At 62.3% G+C, this 20,254-nt stretch carries 17 protein-coding genes; 10 read left to right on the top strand and 7 right to left on the bottom strand.

Features of this window, described 5'->3' with window-relative positions:
• The first annotated feature begins 32 nt into the window (after nt 1-32).
• The 4 genes from XH84_RS11485 to XH84_RS11470 all read left to right on the top strand — a co-directional run bounded on the left by XH84_RS11485 (nt 33) and on the right by XH84_RS11470 (nt 4,928).
• Nucleotides 33-2,375, top strand: a complete 2,343-nt coding sequence (locus XH84_RS11485) for a xanthine dehydrogenase family protein molybdopterin-binding subunit (protein ID WP_128917915.1) — start codon at nt 33-35, stop codon at nt 2,373-2,375.
• 15 nt (nt 2,376-2,390) lie between these two features.
• Nucleotides 2,391-3,191 carry an FAD binding domain-containing protein gene (locus tag XH84_RS11480; RefSeq protein WP_128917916.1) on the top strand — a complete coding sequence of 267 codons (801 nt, stop codon included), beginning with the start codon at nt 2,391-2,393 and terminating at the stop codon, nt 3,189-3,191.
• 208 nt (nt 3,192-3,399) lie between these two features.
• A complete protein-coding gene (locus XH84_RS11475) occupies nt 3,400-4,506 on the top strand; it encodes a CaiB/BaiF CoA transferase family protein (protein WP_128917917.1) in 1,107 nt (368 codons plus the stop codon).
• A 110-nt stretch (nt 4,507-4,616) separates the two neighbouring features.
• On the top strand, nt 4,617-4,928 hold the full coding sequence (locus tag XH84_RS11470; RefSeq protein WP_128917918.1) for a DUF1272 domain-containing protein: 312 nt from the start codon (nt 4,617-4,619) through the stop codon (nt 4,926-4,928).
• A 119-nt stretch (nt 4,929-5,047) separates the two neighbouring features.
• Here the strand turns inward: XH84_RS11470 and fahA are convergent, their stop codons facing one another.
• The 5 genes from fahA to XH84_RS11445 all read right to left on the bottom strand — a co-directional run bounded on the left by fahA (nt 5,048) and on the right by XH84_RS11445 (nt 10,690).
• Nucleotides 5,048-6,319: a fumarylacetoacetase gene (gene fahA, locus XH84_RS11465; RefSeq protein WP_128917919.1), complete on the bottom strand. Its 1,272-nt coding sequence runs from the start codon at nt 6,317-6,319 to the stop codon at nt 5,048-5,050.
• A 149-nt stretch (nt 6,320-6,468) separates the two neighbouring features.
• Complete coding sequence (gene hmgA / locus XH84_RS11460; protein ID WP_164936057.1) at nt 6,469-7,815, bottom strand: homogentisate 1,2-dioxygenase; 1,347 nt, start codon at nt 7,813-7,815, stop codon at nt 6,469-6,471.
• Nucleotides 7,816-7,817: 2 nt separating this feature from the next.
• Entirely contained in the window at nt 7,818-8,774 is a 957-nt protein-coding gene (locus XH84_RS11455; protein ID WP_128917921.1) for an MBL fold metallo-hydrolase, read from the bottom strand.
• A gap of 38 nt (nt 8,775-8,812) precedes the next feature.
• Entirely contained in the window at nt 8,813-9,037 is a 225-nt protein-coding gene (locus XH84_RS11450) for a DUF2783 domain-containing protein (protein ID WP_128917922.1), read from the bottom strand.
• A gap of 21 nt (nt 9,038-9,058) precedes the next feature.
• On the bottom strand, nt 9,059-10,690 hold the full coding sequence (locus tag XH84_RS11445) for an FAD-dependent oxidoreductase (RefSeq protein ID WP_128917923.1): 1,632 nt from the start codon (nt 10,688-10,690) through the stop codon (nt 9,059-9,061).
• Nucleotides 10,691-10,800: 110 nt separating this feature from the next.
• On the opposite strand from XH84_RS11445, the gene XH84_RS11440 reads away from it, so the two are divergent.
• From XH84_RS11440 to XH84_RS11415, 5 genes are all read left to right on the top strand, one after another.
• Nucleotides 10,801-11,343: a MarR family winged helix-turn-helix transcriptional regulator gene (locus XH84_RS11440; RefSeq protein ID WP_128917924.1), complete on the top strand. Its 543-nt coding sequence runs from the start codon at nt 10,801-10,803 to the stop codon at nt 11,341-11,343.
• A 74-nt stretch (nt 11,344-11,417) separates the two neighbouring features.
• Nucleotides 11,418-12,785: a serine hydrolase domain-containing protein gene (locus XH84_RS11435; protein WP_128917925.1), complete on the top strand. Its 1,368-nt coding sequence runs from the start codon at nt 11,418-11,420 to the stop codon at nt 12,783-12,785.
• Between the two features lie 391 nt (nt 12,786-13,176).
• On the top strand, nt 13,177-14,565 hold the full coding sequence (locus tag XH84_RS40715; protein WP_210246774.1) for a hypothetical protein: 1,389 nt from the start codon (nt 13,177-13,179) through the stop codon (nt 14,563-14,565).
• Nucleotides 14,566-14,775: 210 nt separating this feature from the next.
• Nucleotides 14,776-15,804: a hypothetical protein gene (locus tag XH84_RS11425; RefSeq protein WP_128917929.1), complete on the top strand. Its 1,029-nt coding sequence runs from the start codon at nt 14,776-14,778 to the stop codon at nt 15,802-15,804.
• A gap of 536 nt (nt 15,805-16,340) precedes the next feature.
• Entirely contained in the window at nt 16,341-16,523 is a 183-nt protein-coding gene (locus tag XH84_RS11415) for a hypothetical protein (protein ID WP_128917927.1), read from the top strand.
• Nucleotides 16,524-16,611: 88 nt separating this feature from the next.
• On the opposite strand, the gene XH84_RS11410 is transcribed toward XH84_RS11415, so the two are convergent.
• Nucleotides 16,612-17,049, bottom strand: coding sequence for a CBS domain-containing protein (locus XH84_RS11410; protein ID WP_128917930.1), 438 nt, complete (start codon nt 17,047-17,049; stop codon nt 16,612-16,614).
• A 405-nt stretch (nt 17,050-17,454) separates the two neighbouring features.
• Nucleotides 17,455-18,261 carry an N-acyl homoserine lactonase family protein gene (locus XH84_RS11405; RefSeq protein WP_128917928.1) on the bottom strand — a complete coding sequence of 269 codons (807 nt, stop codon included), beginning with the start codon at nt 18,259-18,261 and terminating at the stop codon, nt 17,455-17,457.
• A gap of 372 nt (nt 18,262-18,633) precedes the next feature.
• Between XH84_RS11405 and XH84_RS11400 the strand changes: the two genes are divergently transcribed.
• Entirely contained in the window at nt 18,634-20,172 is a 1,539-nt protein-coding gene (locus XH84_RS11400; RefSeq protein WP_128948304.1) for a caspase family protein, read from the top strand.
• Nucleotides 20,173-20,254 lie beyond the last annotated feature (82 nt).

Genomic DNA, 20,254 nt, shown 5'->3' with positions numbered 1-20,254 from the left:
AGCCATAAAATTTCCGGTCGGGAGGACCAGACATGGGTGTTGAAGGTATCGGCGCGCGCGTCGTGCGCAAGGAAGACAAGCGTTTCATCACCGGCAAGGGCCGCTACGTCGACGACATCAAGCTGATGGGCATGACCCATGCCCATTTCATCCGCAGCCCGCACGCCCACGCCAAGGTGAAGAAGATCGATTCGTCCGCCGCGCTGAAGATGCCCGGCGTGGTCGCAGTGCTCACCGGACAGCAGATCGTCGACGACAAGGTCGGCAATCTCATTTGCGGCTGGGCCATCACCTCCAAGGACGGCAGCCCGATGAAGATGGGCGCGTGGCCGGCGATGGCGCCGGAGACGGTGCGCTTCGTCGGGCAAGCCGTCGCGGTCGTGATCGCCGAGAGCAAGAATCTGGCGCGCGATGCCGCGGAAGCAGTCGTTGTCGATTATGAAGAACTCCCCGCGGTCGCCGACGTCCATGCCGCGATCAAATCAGGCGCGCCGCAGCTTCATCCCGAAGCGCCCGGCAACCAGGTCTATGACTGGGTGATCGGCGACGAGGGCGCCACCGATGCCGCCTTCGCCAAGGCCGCCAATGTGGTGAAGCTCGACGTCACCAACAACCGCCTCGCCCCCAACGCGATGGAGCCGCGGGCGGCGATCGCCGATTACGACGCGGCGGAGGAGCACTTCACGCTCTATACGACGTCGCAGAACCCGCACGTCGCCCGCCTCGTTCTGTCGGCGTTCTACAACATCGCGCCCGAGCACAAGCTGCGCGTGATCGCTCCTGACGTCGGCGGCGGCTTCGGCTCGAAGATCTTCATCTATCCCGAGGAGATGGTGGCGCTGTGGGCCTCCAAGAAGGTCGGCCGTCCCGTGAAATGGACCGGCGACCGCACCGAGGCTTTCCTCACCGACGCGCATGGCCGCGACCATGTGACCCATGCCGAGATGGCGTTCGACGCCAACAACAAGATCACCGGCTTCAAGGTCAAGACCTACGCCAATTTCGGCGCCTACATGTCGCTGTTCTCGTCCTCGGTGCCGACCTATCTCTACGCGACGCTGCTGTCGGGCCAGTACAACATCCCGGCGATCCATGCCGAGGTGATCGGGGTCTACACCAACACCACGCCGGTCGACGCCTATCGTGGCGCAGGCCGTCCCGAGGCGAGCTATCTGATCGAACGGTTGATGGAGACGGCGGCGCGGCAGCTCAAGGTCGATCCGGCCGAACTGCGGCGGACCAACTTCATCACCCAGTTCCCGCATCAGACGCCTGTGATCATGGCCTATGACACCGGCGACTTTAACGCCTCCCTCGATGCCGCGATGAAGGCGATCGACTATGCCGGCTTCCCCGCCCGCAAGGCGCAAGCAAAGTCACAAGGCAAGCTGCGCGGCATCGGCGTGTCCTGCTACATCGAGGCCTGCGGCATCGCGCCGTCGAAGGCGGTCGGCAGCCTGGGTGCCGGCGTCGGCCTGTGGGAATCGGCCGAGGTGCGCGTCAATCCGGTCGGCACCATCGAGATCCTCACGGGCTCGCACAGTCACGGCCAGGGTCATGAGACCACATTCTGTCAGCTCGTCGCGGAGCGCCTCGGCGTTCCCGTCAGCCAGGTCTCGATCGTCCATGGCGACACCGACAAGGTGCAGTTCGGCATGGGCACCTACGGCTCGCGCTCGGCGGCCGTCGGCCTCACCGCGATCCTGAAGGCGATGGAGAAGATGGAATCGAAGGCCAAGAAGATTGCAGCCCATGCGCTGGAAGCCTCCGAGGCCGACATCGTTATCGAGAACGGCGAGTTCAAGGTGACCGGCACCGACAAGGCGATCGCCCTGCCGATGGTCGCGCTCGCGGCCTATACCGCGCACAATCTGCCTGACGGAATGGAGCCGGGTCTGAAGGAAAGCGCCTTCTACGATCCGACCAACTTCACCTTCCCGGCCGGCACCTATATCTGCGAGGTCGAGGTCGATCCCGGCACCGGCAAGACCTCCTTCGTCAACTTCGTCGCGGCCGATGATTTCGGCCGGCTGATCAACCCGATGATCGTCGAGGGCCAGGTCCATGGCGGCCTTGTCCAAGGCATCGGACAGGCACTGCTCGAGCATGCGATCTACGATGCCAACGGCCAGCCGGTCACGGCCTCGTTCATGGACTACGCCATGCCGCGCGCCGACGATGTGCCGTCGTTCAACCTGTCCCACACCACGACGCTGTGCCCAGGCAATCCCTTGGGCATCAAGGGCTGCGGTGAGGCCGGCGCGATCGGGGCGTCGGCGGCCGTGATCAACGCGATCACGGATGCGATCGGCAAGAACAATCTGGAAATGCCCGCAACCCCCGACCGGGTGTGGCGCACGATCCACGCGGCTTAAGAGAGAGGAACGAAGATGTACCAGACCACCTATCATCGCGCCTCCTCGGTCGACGAGGCCGTCAGCCTGTTCGGCGAGAGCAGCGAAGCGAAGTTTCTGGCCGGCGGCCAGACGCTGCTGCCTGTGATGAAGCAGCGCCTCGCAAGCCCCTCCGACGTCATCGACCTCGGCAAGATCAAGGAGCTGCAGGGCGTCGAATTGTCGGGCGACACGCTGACCATCAAGGCCGCCACGACCTATTACGACATCATGACGAATGCCGATGTGAAGAAGGCGATTCCCGCGATCGCCCATCTCACCTCGGTGCTGGGCGACCCTGCCGTGCGCTATCGCGGCACGATCGGCGGCTCGATCGCCAACAACGATCCGGCCGCGGACTTCCCGGCCGCGCTGCTCGCGCTTGGCGCCACCGTCAAGACCAACAAGCGGTCGATTGCGGCGGAGGATTTCTTCCAGGGCCTGTTCTCCACGGCGCTCGAAGACGGCGAGCTCATCACTGCCGTATCATTCCCGGTGCCGGCGAAGGCAGGCTACGAGAAGATGCGGCACCCGGCCTCGCGCTTCGCGCTGACCGGGGTGTTCGTCGCGCAGACCAAGTCGGGCGAAGTTCGCGTGGCCGCCACAGGCGCCTCGCAGAGCGGCGTGATGCGGGTGCCCGCGATCGAAGCCGCGCTGAAATCGAACTGGTCGCCGTCGGCGATCGACGGCGTGGCGATTTCGGCGAATGGATTGCTGGCCGATATCCACGGCACGGCGGAGTATCGCGCCAATCTCATCAAGGTGATGGCGCAGCGCGCGGTTTCTGCTGCGGGCTGATCCCGCGGCCAGCGCCTCGACACAAATTTTCCGCGGCGCGCACTTCGGTGCGCGCCGTTTTATTTTGCCGATGCGGCATGAAAACCGCTTGCCTCGCCGACGCGAAGGCGAGAAAAGTTAATCGGCCGATTAACTCGCCCCAGAAAAGAAATGTCAGAGACGGTTGCCGGATCACCGGCATCCGCCCGCGACCCGAGGAAACAACAACGTGCTCGATCAATCAGCCTCCACCTCGTCCGTCCGCACCTCCGGCCCGCTGTCGGGCTTCCGCATCGTCGAATTCGCCGGGATCGGGCCCGGCCCGTTCGCCTGCATGATGCTGGCGGACATGGGCGCCGACGTCGTCACGCTCGACCGGATCGGTGCCAAGAAGAGCATGAAGTCGGTGGCGGGACGCGGCCGCAAGGTGATCGAGCTCGACCTCAAGGACAAGACGGCGATCGCGGAGGTGCTCGATCTGCTCGCGAGCGCCGACGCGCTGGTCGAGGGCTTTCGTCCCGGCGTGATGGAACGGCTCGGCCTCGGGCCGGACGTCGTGCTCGCGCGCAATCCCAAGCTGGTCTACGGCCGCATGACCGGCTGGGGCCAGGAAGGCCCGCTCGCCAACGCCGCCGGCCACGACATCAATTACATCTCCATCACCGGCGCGCTCGCCGCCATCGGACCGAAGGAAGCGCCGGTGCCGCCGCTCAATCTGGTCGGTGATTTCGGCGGCGGCGCGCTCTATCTCGTCGTCGGCGTGCTCGCAGCGCTCCTGGAAGCGCAAAGATCCGGCAAGGGCCAGGTCGTCGACGCTGCGATGTGCGACGGCGCGGCATCGCTGATGTCGTTCTTCTTCGACATGACCACGATGGGACGCTGGACCGAAGGGCGCGACCAGAACTTCCTCGACGGCGGCGCGCATTTCTATGGTGTCTATGAATGCGCCTGCGGCCATTTCATCTCGATCGGCTCGATCGAGCCGCAGTTCTACGCGCTGCTGCGCCAGCACGCCGGCCTGACGGACGCCGATTTCGACGCGCAGATGGACCGCAAGGCCTGGCCGGCGCTGAAGGAGAAGCTCAAGGCGGTGTTCAAGAGCAAGACGCGCGAGGATTGGTGCAAGATCATGGAGGGCACCGACATCTGCTTCGCGCCGGTGCTGACCATGTCGGAGGCGACAAAGCATCCGCACATGATCGCCCGCAACGTGTTCGTCGAACGCCACGGCGTGAAGCAGCCGGGACCCGCACCGCGCTTCTCGCGCACACCATCGGCGGTGCGCGAGCCGGAGCCTGCGGAGATCGCCGCGGTGACGAAGGCGTGGAAGAGATAGGATCTCTTCTGCCGCTCACGGCGATCAGCCCGGCCGAAATCGAGGGAACTACGTCATTCGCGCCGCGCGCGCGATCTGCGATGATCCCGGTGGATCCGGGAGATTTTGCCATGGCTCTCCAGCTGCGACCGAACTGCGAATATTGCGACCGCGACCTGCCGCCAAACGCGACGGACGCGCGGATCTGCTCCTACGAATGCACGTTCTGCGCCGACTGCGTCGAGACGAAACTGTCCAACGTCTGCCCGAACTGCGGCGGCGGCTTTGCGCCCCGCCCGATCCGCCCCGCGCAGGAATGGCGGCCAGGCGTGTGCACAGCGAAGCAAGCGCCGTCGGACAAGCGGGTGCATTTGAAATACAGCGTGGAGGACGTCGCGGCGCATTGCGCGCGGATACGCGACGTGCCGCCAGAGAGGCGGTAGGCTCTCTCCACGTCATTGGGAGGAGCCCTTGCGACGAAGCAATCCAGAATCCCTCCGCGGAGAGATTCTGGATTGCTTCGCTGCGCTCGCAATGACGGAGGTCGTGGCGGCGGCGCGCCCTACTCCGCCGGCAAAACCGTCCCCTCGACCTCACCGAACCCCACGCGATAACCGTTGCCCTGGCACCAGCCGCGCATGACGAGGCTGTCGCCGTCCTCAAGGAACGAGCGCCTGGCGCCGCCGGGCAGCTCGACCGGCTCGGTGCCGTTCCAGCTGATCTCGAGCAGGCTGCCGCGCTGGTTCTTCTCCGGACCGGAGATGGTGCCGCTGCCGAGGAGATCGCCGACATTCATGGCGCAGCCTGAGGAGGCGTGGTGCATCAGCTGCTGCACCGAGGACCAGTACATGTATTTGAAATTGGTGCGGCTGATGCTGGCGGGCGCGTTGGCGCCGGCGGCCCGCAAGGAGACGTCGAGCTCGACATCGTAGTTCTGCGGCTTGGTCTGCTTGAGATAATCGAGCGGCACCGGCTCCTGCTCCGGCCCCTTCAGGCGGAACGGCTCCAGCGCCTCGCGCGTCACCACCCACGGGCTGATCGAGGTGGCGAACGCTTTCGCCAGGAACGGGCCGAGCGGCACATATTCCCATTGCTGGATGTCGCGCGCGCTCCAGTCGTTGAGCAGCACGAAGCCGAAGATCATCTCCTCGGCCTGTTGCTCGCTGAGCATGCCGCCCATCGGCGACGGCTGACCGATCACGACGCCCATCTCCAGCTCGAAATCGAGCCGCTTGCAGGGCGCAAAGCTCGGCACCTCGACATTCGGCGGCTTCAGCTGTCCGCGCGGACGCTTCACCTTCGTGCCGGAGACTACGACGGTGGAGGCGCGGCCGTTATAGGCGATCGGCATATGCAGCCAGTTCGGCTGCAGCGCGTTGTCCTTGCCGCGGAACATCACGCCGACATTGGTGGCGTGTTCTTTCGACGAATAGAAATCGGTGTAGCCGGAGACCGCGAACGGCAGATGCAGCTTGGCGTCGCGCATCGGCACCAGTGCCTGCTTGCGCAGCTCCTCGTTGTCGCGCAGCTCCGGATGATCGTGGCGCAGCAATTCGCTGATCCGTGCCCGGGTCTTTGCCCAAACCGTTGGCCCCAGCGCCATGAAGGGATTGAGCGAAGCTCCGGAGAACACGCCGAGCGGCCCGACATCGAGCCGTGAATCCTGCTCGAGCTCCCAGAGATCGAGCACGTAGCTGCCGATCGCGACGCCGACGCGCGGCGTTGGATTGGCCGCGGTCGAGAACACGCCGTAGGGCAAGTTCTGGATCGGGAAGTCGGAAGAAGGATCGACGTCGATGAAGGAGCGGAGGCTGGGGTCGTTGGGGTGGGGCACTTGTGAATCCTGTCTGAAATCGGGCAACCTTTCTCCTTCGTCATTTCGGGATGCGCCGTAAGGCGCAGGCCCGGAATCCATACTCACGATCGTGGTTATGGATTCCGGGCTCGCCGCTCCGCGGCGCCCCGGAATGACGGCAGAGAAAGCTACGGCTTGCTCGGATCGAACCGCTTCTCGAGGCCCTTCCAGCAATCGGCATAATCATCCTGCAGCGTGGAGGAATTCGCGGCATGCGCGGTGACACGTTGCGGGTAGCGGGTCTCGAACATGAAGGCCATGGTCCCGGTCAGCTTCACCGGTTTCAATTCGCCGTTGCTGGCGTGCTCGAAGGCGTCGCGATCGGGGCCGTGCGGCAGCATGCAATTGTGCAGGCTCATGCCGCCGGGGACGAAGCCTTGCGGCTTGGCATCGTAGACGCCGTAGATCAGGCCCATGAACTCGCTCATGATGTTCATGTGATACCAGGGCGGACGGAAGGTGTTCTCGGCCACCATCCAGCGCTCGGGGAAGATGACGAAATCGATATTCGCGGTGCCCGCGGTCTCCGACGGCGAGGTCAGCACCGTGAAGATCGAGGGATCGGGATGATCGAAGCCGATCGCACCGATCGGCGAGAAGGTGCGCAGATCGTATTTGTAGGGTGCGTAATTGCCGTGCCAGGCAACCACGTCGATCGGCGAATGGGCGAGCTGCGTCTTGAACAGCGAGCCGCCCCATTTCACGTAGAGCTCGGTCGGAGTGTCCTTGTCCTCGTAATGCGCGACCGGGGTGAGGAAGTCGCGCGCATTGGCGAGGCAATTGGCGCCGATCGGCCCGCGCTCCGGCAGCGTGAACGCGCCGCCGTAATTTTCGCAGAGATAGCCGCGCGCCGGCCCGTTCGGAATCTCGACGCGAAACTTGACGCCGCGCGGGATCACCACGATCTCGCCGGGCTCGGCATCGATGCGGCCGAACTCGGTGACGAGACGAAGATTGCCCTGCTGCAGCACGAACATCAGCTCGCCGTCGGCATTGTAGAAGTGCTGGTCCACCATCGACTTGGTGATGAGATAGACGTGCGCGGCCATGCCGGCTTGCGTGTCCACATCCCCCGCCGTCGTCATGGTCTGCACGCTCTGGACGAAGGTGGCGTCTTCCTTCGGGAGCGGCGTCGGATCCCAGCGCATCTGCGCGATCGGCAGATCGTATTCATGGCACGGCGCCGAGCGCCACAGGCCGGCGTCGACCTTCTCGAAGCGGCCGGAATGTTTCACCGACGGGCGGATGCGGTAGAGCCAGGAGCGCTCATTGGTGCCGCGGGGCGCGGTGAAGGGCGAACCGGAGAGCTGCTCGGCATAGAGCCCATAGGCGCAGCGCTGCGGCGAGTTGCGGCCGATCGGCAGCGCGCCCGGCAGCGCCTCGGTCTCAAAGCTGTTGCCGAAGCCGGACATGTAGCCCGGCGTGATCTGGGCCGAGCTGCGGATGATCTGATCAGGCGAGGTGTTGATGTTCATGACTATCCTCCTCCTTGCAAGGCAGCCCACATTTCCTGGTCGCGCTTGTCGGTCCAGATCACGGGATCGTCGATCCCAGACGCCTCGTCATAGGCGCGCGACACGTTGAACGGCAGGCAATGCTCGTAGATGGCGAAGCTGGAAAATTTCGGATCCATCACCTCGCGGGTCGCCGCCATCGTCTCCTTCAGCGTCCGGCCCTTGGCGACCGAGATTTCGGCGGCACCATAGAGCGAGCTGACGAAATCGCGCGTCATCGCGATGGCCTCGCGCACCGTCGCCGTCCCCTTCAGCGCGTCGCCGCGGCCCGGCGCGATCGCCTTGGGATTGAAATTGCGAATCTCGTTCAGCGTCATCGGCCATTCGCGCAAATGCGCATCGCCGCAATAGCAGGCCGAGTGATATTCGATGAGGTCGCCGGAGAACATGACTTCGGCATCAGGCACCCAGGCGACGATGTCGCCCGAGGTGTGGCCGGCGCCGAGCTGCATCAGCCGCACCTCGCGCTTGCCGAGATAGATCGACATCTCGCCTTCGAAGGTCAGCGTCGGCCAGGTCAGGCCGGGAATGCTTTGGGCATCCTGGAACAGGCGCGGAAAGCGGCCATATTCGGAATCCCAATCCTGCTTGCCGCGCTCTTCGATCAGCCGATAGGTCTCCTGCGAGGCGACGATGCCTTGCGCGTGATAGGCCGAGGCGCCGAGCACACGCACGGCGTGATAGTGCGACAGCACGACATATTTGATCGGCTTGTCGGTGACGGTGCGGACACGCTCGATCACCTTGTTCGCCATCGCCGGCGTCGCCTGCGCGTCGAACACCAGGCAGCCGTCGTCGCCGACGATCACGGCCGTGTTCGGATCGCCCTCGGCGGTGAAGGCGTAGAGATCGGTACCGATCTCGGAGAAGGTGATCTTCTTCTCGGCGAGATCGCCGGTGGATGCGAAGTTCTTCGCCATCAATTCGTCCTTTGAGCTTTGCTTTGAGTGCTTGGGGGTTATTGTTGTTGCTGTTGTTGCTGCTGGCCGTCGATCATGCGGCGCCTGGCGAGCCCGATCGCCTCACGCAGCACATCGATATCGCCGATATGATTGGCGAGGATCAGCACCAGCGCCGAATCGAGATCCGCACTTTGCTCCTCGGTGAGGCCGCGATGCGCCTCGACGACGGCGCGAAAGGCATCGTCAGGTCGCACGAAATTGGAGCTGGTGGACAACGGCATGCAAAACCTCGATTCAAGCCTTCAATTCAAACCTTGGGCGCGGGACAGCGCCGCAGCGATGGCTTCTCGCGTCGGATGGCGGAAGCGCGCCGCGACATAGCCGTCGGGCCTGAGCAGATAGGCCGTGCCGGGCTCGGCATCATAGCGCTTCGCGACAAGGCCTGAGGGATCGGCAAGTCCGCTCCCACCGCCGATCCGGACCTGCTTGACGCCAGCGGGCGGATCGATCGCTGCGCCATTGCTGAACGACAGCAGGGTGAAGTCCGTTCCACCGTCGCGGAATGCATCCGTCAGGTAGGCCTGCTCGGCAATCGGCGCATCGAGCATGGAGCAGCCGGGAGACGGCCCTCCGCACCAGGCATCCGCGTCCGGCGACGACAACGGCGAGTCGTAGCTGCACGGCACCGACAGCCGCCCGCCATTGACCATGCGTTTGCCGAACTCGGTCTCCTTGGCGAGCGACAGCACCGCCTTGCGCAGCCGCGCTTCCTGATGCGAGTTCGGCGCCATGAAATCGGTCGAACGGGTGGATTCGCGGATGTTCTCGTCGGCCGCCATGCTGCGCTCGGCATGATAGCTTTCGAGCAGGCTCGCGGGCGAGATGCCGCGCAGCACGCGATCGAGCTTCCAGGACAGATTTTCGGCGTCCTCGAGCCCCGAATTGGCGCCGCGCGCACCGAACGGCGAGACCTGGTGCGCGGAATCGCCGGCGAAGATCACGCGGCCATGGATGAAGCGATCCATCCGCCGGCACTGGAATTTGTAGAGCGAGATCCACTCGAACTCGAACTTGTCGTGACCGAGCATGCGCGCGATCCGCGGCCGCACATTCTCGGGCTTCTTCTCGAGAACCGGATCGGCATAGCGATTGAGCTGGAGGTCGATGCGCCAGACGTCGTCGGGCTGCCGGTGCAGCAGCGCGGAGCGGCCGGCATGGAACGGCGGATCGAACCAGAACCAGCGTTCGGTCGGGAATTCCGCGGTCATCTTGACGTCGGCGATCAGGAACTGGTCCTCGAACACCTGGCCGGCAAATTCCGCCCCGACCATCTGCCGCAGCGAAGATCGCGCGCCGTCGCAGGCGATGACGTATTGCGCGTGCAGGCGGTAGGCGCCCTCCGGCGTCTCGATCGTCAGCGCCACGCCGTCGTTGCGCTGCTCCAGCGCCGTCACCTTGTTGCGCCAGCGCAGGTCGACCTCGGGCAGATCCTGGATGCGATCGACCAGATAGGCCTCGGCGTAATATTGCTGCAGGTTGATGAAGGCCGGCCGCTTGTGGCCGTCTTCAGGCAAGAGATTGAACTGATAGAGCTGCGAGTCGCCGTGGAAGATGCGACCGACGCTCCACACCACACCCTTGGCGACCATGCGGTCACCGACGCCGAGCCGGTCCCAATATTCCAGCGAGCGCTTCGAGAAGCAGATCGCGCGGGAGCCCTCGCCGATGCGGTCGGCGTCATCCAGAAGGACGACGCGCTGGCCGCGTTGGGCGAGATCGATCGCAAGCGACAGCCCGACCGGGCCGGCCCCGACAACCACGACCGGATGCTCGGCCGGGCTTTGGCCGGCGCGATCCTGATCGGGATGGCGGCGATAGCCGAACTGGGTCTTGGCCTGATGCGTCTTGACCTGAAGTGTGGTGGCCTGCGCCATACTCGAACCTCGGCTCTGGTCAGGAGAGCACTGATCTGCTAGATAGTCTCACGTGCAACTATTTTGGACCGGAGCCGGCCGGCCGTCAACTGGAATTCGGAGCGCTCCCCGTGGCAAGGACATCCAGCGACATCGCACTGAAGACGCGCGAGGCCGATGAGGCCTCAGTGCGGCGAAAGGCCAGGCTCGATCTGTTCAAGTTCGTGCCGTTTCGCCTCAACCGGCTCGCAGCCGAAGTCAGTTCGGCGCTCTCGATCGAATATCAGGACCGGCACGGTCTCGACATCCCGGCTTGGCGCGTGATCGCCACGCTCGGGTTCCGCAACGATGCCTGCAGTGCGCAATACATCGCGCAATGCACCCGCACGCACAAATCCACCATCAGCCGCGCAGTGACCACGCTGCTCAACGAGGATCTGATCGAGCGGGTCGAGAACCAGGCCGACCGCCGCGAATTCCGCCTGCAACTGACGACGAAGGGCCGCGCGCTCTACGAGAAGCTGTTTCCGCAATTGCTACGGCGCGAGGACGAGATCCTCGCCTGTCTCTCCGCGCAGGAGCGCAAGCAGCTGTCCACCCTGCTCGGCAAGATCGAGCAGAGCCTCGACCTGATCCAGACCAGCAAAGAGGCCGACGCGAAGCAGGCGTATTAGGGCGCGCACCTCTAAAGCGGACATCGACGAAGCACAGGCCAAGCTCCGCGAAGGGCCAATAGGAGACATACTCCTTGAAGTTTCCACCCAATTTGATCTCTACTTACGGGAATCTTTGGGGGGACGTCGTGTCGGCGCCGCAATATTCCCGTCGCAAGGCTGTGTCATCGCTGGCTGCTACAGTCGCTTGTGCGTTTGCCGGTCCCATTCCCGCAACCGCAGAACCAGTTTCCCCCGGCGAGACGCAAGACTGCGCCGGTCCGATTTTCTCAACAACAGGTCCAAACGCCGAGCTTTACGGCGCCAAAGATGGTTATCCTCTTCCCGACATTGCGGAGGCGCGGAGGCAAGGCGACCCTTGGGAGCCAAAATATCGTGTCGGCGCATTCACTCATATCGATCACATCTATCCAACGCGGCTCGTCAGGCAAGCTGTGACGCCCTGGAAGTTCAAGTGCTCGAGGGCAGACGTTTACTACAATTTTCAGGGAAGCAAGTTTTCGCCCCTCGACTACATGTCGCGCAATCCAGCCACTGGCCTGCTGATCGCCAAGGACGACCAGATTATCTTCGAGGGCTATCAGTACGCGCGAACTGATCAAGATCGGTTCGTATCCCAGTCGATGGTCAAGACGATAACCGGACTGTTGATCGGGATCGCCATCTCGGAGGGGGCGATTAAGTCGGTCGATGATATCCCCGAAAGTTATGTACCGGGTTTTATGGGTAGCGAGTACGGCAGGACGCCAATTCGCGATCTGCTGCACATGTCCTCAGGCGTCGATTTCGGTGAAACAAGAGACGGAGGGCGTGACCTCAATCGCCTGTGGAACGGCATGGGGATCGCGTTCCCGGACTCAAAGTTGGGCACGGTCAAGAGCATTGTGCAATTCAATCAGCGTGTCGCCCCGGCGGGAACGAGATTTTACTACGCGAGCATAGAAGCCGACGTGCTCGCCATGGTGCTTCACGGTGCTGTCAACAAGTCGGCGTCTGACTATCTGCGCGAGAAAGTGTGGGAACCGATCGGCGCGGAAGCGGATGCCAATTGGCTGGTAGACGCAGAGGGATTCGAACTGGGGCACTTTGGCTTCAATGCCGTTCTGCGCGATTACGCCCGGCTAGGGCGTTTGCTGGCGCATGATGGCGCATGGGATGGCAAGCAGATCGTTCCGACGCAATGGATGATCGATGCGACCACCGTTCGAGCTTCGGATGACTATCTGCGACCGGTCGTGGCGACGAAGAGATTTGGCTACGGTTATCTCTTGTGGCTGTTTCCCGGTGAGAGGCGGCAGTTCGCGTTGTTAGGATTCAAGGGCCAGTATATTTGCGTTGATCCGACCTCTAAGATCGTCATGGTGCACACTGCAATTGAGGACCCGGTACATCGAGGCGAACCATGGGCTCTATGGTCTGCACTGGTCGATCAGCTAGGCTGATAATAGCTCGGGACAAGCTCGACATCGACCACTTTGGGTCAAAAGCTGCCGTCAGGCAGGCTGCCGCGGTTGGTCCGCTATGGGCCACATGCGGGCGCCGCGGCCACGTTGGTCCGTTCGCACCCCGCAAGCCGACGTCAGGGTGTAGAAACAGAGAAGCAGCTAACGGCCATTCGCGACATTCTAGCGGTGCGCCGACGAGTTCCGGTCTACCCCGATAGGCAAGACATAACTCATTCGTGAACCGCCACAGGGCGACCGCTGTCCTTGCGAGTGAACACAAGGGACGGCAAGGGCGACCAACCCTACAGCGGGAAGACTTGCCACAGCGCCTGCCTCCGGCTGCATGTCAGGACGTTCGAGGCAGCATTCCCGTTCCGGGAGGCGCGATATGCTGCAGTTGAAAGACAAGGTCGGACGGTTCGCGACGACAGGGCGCAGCTGCCAGAACTGGAAAAAGGATCAGGAGCTGGTCATTTCGCTGCTCAACAAGATCGCCATTTCCGACGGCGGCGCCGAGAACACGCTCAAACCACAGATGGTCGTGACCGGTCATGCCAGCGACGGCCTTTACAACTCGATTCTGTACTTCCAAAAGAAGAACTTTCCCGGCACGCCCGACGGCTATGTTCGGCCTGCCGGCCCGACATTCAATCGGCTCGTTGAACTGTCGACGAAGGCGGCGGCCAAGCCCGCCCCGCCAAAGGGCCAGTGGGACGCAATCGCGACTCCTTCGGTCGATGCTGCACTTCGCAAAGGCCTCATCGACGATTCAAAGCTGGACTACGCAGAAGTCGTTGACATCATCCGGGCTACCGTCGCAGACGGCATGGTCACCGCATTCGAGCTGGACGACCTGACCACCATTGCGAACACCTCCAGAACGCTCTCCCCCACCTCGAAAAAGCTCATCACGCTCTTCATCGGAGAAGAATACAAGGAGAAGCGGGGAATCGGACCGTACGATCTCAATTCCGACCAGAAAAAACTAGCCGCGGAAATGGTCTGCGATTTCCTGAAAAATACGAGGACGACGTTCTTTCCGAAGCTCGACCCACACCGGGTCGGCATAGGTATTCTCAGGCGCATTGCGAAGCCGAGCCTCATCAATCAAGATCAGGGAAGTCTGTGCGGGCCATCCGCCCTGATGTTCGGCTACGCGTCCGACAAGCCAGGGTCTTACGCGCGCTTCGCGATCGATCTCTATCAGAAGGGGCAGGCGAACCTTGGCCGCCTGCTGATCAAGCCGGGAAAGGATGTGAGGAACTTCACGCCACCCTGGTCGCTGGACCACGTCGACTGGCTGACATGCGCCTCCATACGCGATTCGGAGAATTGGTTCCTCGATTTCGACGACACAGGCAAGATCAGCGATCTTGCGGGTGTCACCCTGCCGAGCGAAATGGAGCAATGGTTTCGCAAGGCAGGATACCGGGACGTGCGCGAGAATACCAACATTTCGCGATTCAACAAAGACATCGACGATGTAAACGAAGCCAACCGGCTGCTCGACAGCGGATATCGCGTATGTCTTTTCATAAGCGCCAATATGATCGACTATGACGACCAGTCCGATAAAGGCTCCGCACTTACGATGCACTGGGTCGTGCTGCGCGAGAAGATACAAGTGATGAACGGGTACGTGAAGGCGAAGGTCTTCTCGTATGGCGATGGAGACTATTTAATACCGCATCCGCAGGAAAAGACCGGTGCCGTCAAGCCCCTCGCCGTTGGGGACTTTCTTATGAATTTCTATGGGTACGTTGCTGCCAAGGGGTGACCGGGGCCAGAAGCGCCGGAGGCATGACGATGCTGGTCACGCACGAGATGGCCTCCTCCGCCGATGTCTCGACCCGCGTCGGCTTCATGAATGCCGGCATCATGGCCGAGGATCGGCACGCCCGGGGAAACCATCCGCCAGCCGCGCAGCGACCGCCTGAAGGTTCAAAATTTCGCGTTGACGGTCCGAACTGGAACAGGAGAACCGGACATGGCCGCTTTCCAAGAGGTTTTCCGCCGCTCCGGGATCGATGAGCGCCGCAGCCCGCCAGGCATGGTGGTGCCGTTCGGCGGCTCCAACATCGTGGCGCTGATCGATCCCGGAAGAAAACTCAAAGTCGATCCCAGCGCCCATGCCCTCGGGATCAAGGAGATCGATGGCGCCGATACTCTTAGACGCGTCATGCAGGCCAGAGACACCTTCTCCGCACCCGACATCGATCCGCAGCTCAGGGCGGCGTCACTTCCCGCCACCTTCAATGGCGATGCACGGTTTTTCGAAATCAATGGCCGGATCAAGCCGATTGGCTTTCCCGGTCTGGAGGTGGTGGCCCGGTCGGCCGGCCGGAAGATCGAAGCCAAGCTCCATGTCGTCGTGCTGCCGGAGATCAAGATCAAGGTGGCGTTCCGCAACGTCATGATTCCGGGGAGTGGCGGCGCTCCGACGTTTCACGCCAAGAAACCCTGCAGCGAGCAAGATGAACTGCTGACGATGAACAATATATGGAAGCCGCAGGCCAACATCCGCTTCGAGCGGGTGCCAAGCGACTGGCTCTTCATCGACGACACACAGGCCGCCGTCAAACAGGAGCTCGCCAGCGCGACCGGCATGAAGGATGCGAGTCTTGCGACCTTTCCCGATGTGGTCGATGTCGAAAAACTGAAGAGCTTCTTCGCCAAACACAAAGTTCAGGGCGCCCACCTAACCATTTTCTGTGTCGATAAGCTTCGGTCCAATGGCTCCTTCCCCAATGGCTCGTTTGCTCGATCGCTGGACCTTGCCTTTATCAGCTCGCAACGCGGGCCTAACACGTCTGCCCATGAAGCCGGGCATTTTCTCGGCTCCTACTCGAAGAGCGCGACCAAACCTTGGGACAGCAACGGCCACACACTGGAGACCGATCCGAAGACCGGAAAGGAAAACAGGGCGGAAGACATCAAGATGCTGATGCGCGACGGAGGCGCCGGGTGGAAAATTCCGTTTAATCTCGTCAAGGAGTTCCGCGACTTCCCCGGCTAGCATCCGAAGATCGGACAGAGGCTGGAAATCACTCCAGACGTTGAATGCACCTTGGGTCTAAAGCAGCGGCTGGGGCGAGTAAGTCAGGTCTACTGCCAATGGTAGACATCCAAATCGGCCCAACTTTATTCAGCTAAGGGCCAGATTCGGACTAGACTTATTGATCACTTCGTCAGCGCGCGGCAGCAACGATTCACGGCGCGTCTGCTGTTCCGACAAGACGAGCCTCAAACGCCCTTAGCGTGATGCTCAGTCCATTTGCGCCAATGGGTCGGCTGAATGTCGATGCGCGTTCTGTTGGAAACATCGACCAAGTCGGCCCCGAGTCTGCGGCACGGGTACGGTAGCGGAACAATGATTTCATCGTAGTCTATCACACAGACTTCGAGGTCTTGTCCGTCAGGTGGCGGCATTGAGACAGGCAACCATGCAGAATCTGAAGGAATATGAGTCACGATTGGCACTCCCATACAAGCAACGCGACAACCCGTGACGTATCACCCAGACAGTGAAATTGCTTTGACGCTAGACGCTCTTTGGCTGGCGATCTCGGTGCTCAGGGCTTCGCGGCGGTGTTGACCGATGCGTTCGAAGTTCCGGTTGTTACAGGTGGCGAATTCATCATTTCAAGGCTTGTTTTCACAAGACTTGTTCTCATCACTGCCCACGCCAAGCACATCGATGCGAACAGGCATATGATGGCGAATAAACCCGTGTAGCCTGGATCTTTGCGACGGATCCCAGTCGTCGTTTCATACATATGCATAATCCTCACTCCCTGAAGAGTTTTGAGGATTCAGCCGAATATCATCGCGCGCTGCCGCTGATGTAGTGCTCCAACTGCTCGATCACGAATTCCCGATCACTGATGATGCTCTTGACCAGGTCACCAATCGAAACGATGCCGAGCAGCGCGCCATTTTCGGTCACCGGCAGATGACGCAGGCGCTTCGTGGTCATGAGCGCCATGCATTCCTCGATTGATTGGTCGGGCCCAACGCATACGACGGTGCGTTCCATGATGTCGTCGACTCGCGTCTGTGGCGACGCACGCCCCTTCAAGAACACGTTGCGAGCGTAGTGGCGTTCCGTGACGATGCCGACTATTTTGCTGCCGTCCAGCACGACCAACGAGCCGACGTCTTTGTCGGCCATCATCCTAATTGCGTCGTAGACTTTGTCGCCGGGACGGACAGACCATACCCGATGGCCCTTATCTCCTAGGATATCACGGACAGTCGTCATAGTCGCACCCGAGATGGCGTAAAACATCGCATGAAATCCGCTCGCAATTATTGACAGAGATCAAAGCGATCTCATCATGGGACGCCTCTTTGGGAAGCTAACCTTACCTCTGCCGCCGACGATCGGGATGTTGTGCACCGCAGTGATTCTGGTAGCCCGACTTCCGCAAGGGGTCGAAAGCGGCGGTCGGGGCGACGACGGTCCCCCGTCGGCTCGCCCTTCGAAAGCCGGCATCTGGGATTTATAAGCACGCGCCCGAGTTGACCGGAGAGGTGCGCAGGCGCCGTCTTGCAGTCGAAGCTTCGCGTCTCCGCAAGAACCATGAAGGCCCTGGTGCGACATCCCGGCCTTCATCCTTCGAGACGCGCGCAAGAGCGCGCTCCTCAGCATGAGGGTCCGCTTACGCTATTTCGCGAACGACCGTGATGGCGGCAGATGCAGCGCGAAGGCGTCGACCTTGTCGCTGGCACGCGGATAGATCTCCGTCACGATCGGATCGTGGCCGGGGATGAATCGGTCAGGATGACCGGCGAGGCGCTCGATCGTCTCCCAACCTGCCGCCATGTCGCCGATATTGTAGACGATCGGGAACGGGCTCCGGCGCTGCAGATTGGCGTAGTAATGCGCGGCATCGGACGCCAGCACCACCGGGCCACGCGCGGTTTCGACCTTGACCACCTGCAAGCCGTCGGAATGGCCGCCGACACGGTGCACGGTGACGCCGGGCGCGATCTCGCCGTCGCCCGAATAGAAATTGACGCGCTCGCCATAGACATGGCGCACCATCTGCGTGACGTGTTCGACCGAGAACGGATGACGCAACAGGCCGTTGCACATGCAGCGCCCCGTGGCGTAGGCCATCTCGCGCTCCTGGAGATGGAAGCGCGCATTCGGGAAACGATCGAGATTGCCGGCATGGTCGTAATGCAGATGCGTCACGACGACGTCGCGAATGGCGGGCGCCGCGACGCCAAAACGCTCCAGCGCATCGACCGGATTGAGCGTCAGCTTGCGTGCCCGCGCGCTGGCCTCCTCGGCATTGAAGCCGGTGTCGACCAGAATGTCGCGGCCGCCCCCGCGAATCAGCCAGACGAAATAGTCGAGGTCCTGCGCCGCGCTGTCATGCGGATCGGGAGCCAGGAAGTTCATGCTGGGAGTGCGCGGCGACATCGTCGCATAGCGCAGGGCGTAGATCTCGTAGGCGTTTCCCATGGTTTTTGCTTTGCTTTTCTAAGTAGACCTTCCGGGACGATCCTATGCAACAAGCCATTGTCCGCCGCAAAGGTCAAACAGCGCGCGGCGCGGCAGAGGCGGCGCTTCAATGTGAGACTCATCACATTTTCGTCGCCGTATTTGCCCTAACGTACCGCGGATAGGATCGAGCCGGATCGCGTCGAGCACAGCCATGACAACCTGCTTATTCCCCTTGCGGCGCGTCCAGGCGTTGCGGTCAATCGTCGCGATAACGCCGTATCTCCAAGCGGTTGACGCCCCCCGTCCCCGGTTTGATAATGCGGGACGCGTAAGTTAAGGTCGCCGCGGCGCAAGCTGGAACGGCGCCTTTTTGGCTGGACCGCGCTGATTATGAAAATTCGCTTCTTTCTTCTTCTGCCCTTGCTCGTCTCGCTCGTCCCGACTGCCCCCTCGCTTGCGGCCGGTGACCGGTTTGCGCTGGTCATCGGCAATGCCAAATATCCGGATGCGGATGCCCCGCTGAAGGAACCGATCAACGATGCGCGTGACGTTGCCGACGAGCTCAAGCGCGACGGCTTTGCGGTCGAGATCGGCGAGAACCTGACCGGCGACGGCATGCGCCGCGCCTTCGACAAGCTCTACGGCAAGATCAAGCCGGGATCGGTGGCGCTGGTGTTCTTCAGCGGCTTCGGCATCCAGTCGGCGCGCCAGAGCTACATGCTGCCGATCGATGCGCAGATCTGGACGGAATCCGACGTGCGCCGCGACGGTTTCAGCCTCGAGACCGTCCTCGGCGAGCTCAACACCCGCGGCGCCGGCGTCAAGATCGCACTGATCGACGCGAGCAGGCGCAATCCGTTCGAGCGCCGGTTCCGCAGCTTCTCGGCCGGCCTGACTCCGGTCATCGCGCCGAACGGCACCTTGGTGATGTATTCAGCGGCGCTGGCCTCGGTGGTCTCGGACGCCGGCGGCGATCATAGCCTGTTCGTCCAGGAGCTTCTGAAGGAAATCCGCGTCCCCGACCTGATGGCCGAGGAGACGCTGAACCGCACCAAGATGGGCGTGACAAGGGCTTCGCGCGGCGAGCAGGTGCCGTGGATATCCTCTTCATTGGCCGAAGATTTCTCGTTCAGCCCGGGAGCCGGCGGATCGCGTCCGGCACCGGCGACGTCGCCTGCGCCTCCCGCGCCGCCGCCGGTCGTCGCCAACAACCCGCCGCCGGCACCGCCCGCGCCACCGACACCGCCTCCGCCGCCGAAGCCGGCCGACACCGCCGCGGCACCCGCGCCTGCGCCTCCGCCCGCACCCGCGCCGGCCCCCACGCCGAAGCCGCAGGTCGAGGCTGCATTGCCGCCACCGCCCGCGCCGGTGAAACCGATCGATACCGCGCCGGCGCCGAGCACGGACAGCGGGCCGAGTGCAGCGGCCCTGGCCGACGATCCCACGATCAAGAGCCTGACCTCCAAGATTGCGGCCAATCCGGATGACGTGAATGCGCTGTACCGGCGCGGCCAGGTCTATGCCAGCAAGGGCGCCTACAACCTCGCCATCAAGGATTTCGACGACACGCTCCGGATCAACGCCAAGGATGTCGAGGCGCTGAACAACCGTTGCTGGACCCGCACCGTGGTCGGCGACCTCCAGGGCGCATTGAAGGATTGCAACGAGGCGCTGCGGCTGCGGCCGAACTTCGTCGACGCGCTGGACAGCCGCGGGCTCGTCAACCTCAAGTCGGGCGCGGTCAAGAACGCCATCGCCGATTTCGATGCGGCCCTGAAGATCAACCCGCGCCTGACCTCCTCGCTCTACGGACGCGGCCTCGCCAAGCAGCGCAACGGCTCCACCCAGGAAGGCGCGCTCGATATCGCCAACGCCAAGGCGATGGATCCGAACATCGTTCAGGAATTCGCAAGCTACGGAGTGCGCTAGTATTTTTTGGGTTGAGGCGGTCGAAGCCTCGAACCTTGAACAGCCCAAGGAAGACTAATGGGCGGATGCCGCAACAGGTCTT

This window comes from Bradyrhizobium nanningense (assembly GCF_004114535.1).
GTDB lineage: Bacteria > Pseudomonadota > Alphaproteobacteria > Rhizobiales > Xanthobacteraceae > Bradyrhizobium > Bradyrhizobium nanningense.
Note: the sequence above shows the minus strand (reverse complement) of the source record. Positions and strands in the feature narration are given on the sequence as shown.

Excerpts from the sequence above, each read along its gene's own strand:
- XH84_RS40715 (WP_210246774.1), top strand. The coding sequence starts at position 13,177 with ATGCTGCAGTTGAAAGACAAGGTCGGACGGTTCGCGACGACAGGGCGC.
- hmgA (WP_164936057.1), bottom strand. The coding sequence starts at position 7,815 with ATGAACATCAACACCTCGCCTGATCAGATCATCCGCAGCTCGGCCCAG.
- XH84_RS11485 (WP_128917915.1), top strand. The coding sequence starts at position 33 with ATGGGTGTTGAAGGTATCGGCGCGCGCGTCGTGCGCAAGGAAGACAAG.
- XH84_RS11450 (WP_128917922.1), bottom strand. The coding sequence starts at position 9,037 with ATGCCGTTGTCCACCAGCTCCAATTTCGTGCGACCTGACGATGCCTTT.
- XH84_RS11400 (WP_128948304.1), top strand. The coding sequence starts at position 18,634 with ATGAAAATTCGCTTCTTTCTTCTTCTGCCCTTGCTCGTCTCGCTCGTC.
- XH84_RS11405 (WP_128917928.1), bottom strand. The coding sequence starts at position 18,261 with ATGGGAAACGCCTACGAGATCTACGCCCTGCGCTATGCGACGATGTCG.
- XH84_RS11455 (WP_128917921.1), bottom strand. The coding sequence starts at position 8,774 with ATGGCGAAGAACTTCGCATCCACCGGCGATCTCGCCGAGAAGAAGATC.
- XH84_RS11445 (WP_128917923.1), bottom strand. The coding sequence starts at position 10,690 with ATGGCGCAGGCCACCACACTTCAGGTCAAGACGCATCAGGCCAAGACC.
- XH84_RS11410 (WP_128917930.1), bottom strand. The coding sequence starts at position 17,049 with ATGACGACTGTCCGTGATATCCTAGGAGATAAGGGCCATCGGGTATGG.
- XH84_RS11480 (WP_128917916.1), top strand. The coding sequence starts at position 2,391 with ATGTACCAGACCACCTATCATCGCGCCTCCTCGGTCGACGAGGCCGTC.
- XH84_RS11470 (WP_128917918.1), top strand. The coding sequence starts at position 4,617 with ATGGCTCTCCAGCTGCGACCGAACTGCGAATATTGCGACCGCGACCTG.
- XH84_RS11425 (WP_128917929.1), top strand. The coding sequence starts at position 14,776 with ATGGCCGCTTTCCAAGAGGTTTTCCGCCGCTCCGGGATCGATGAGCGC.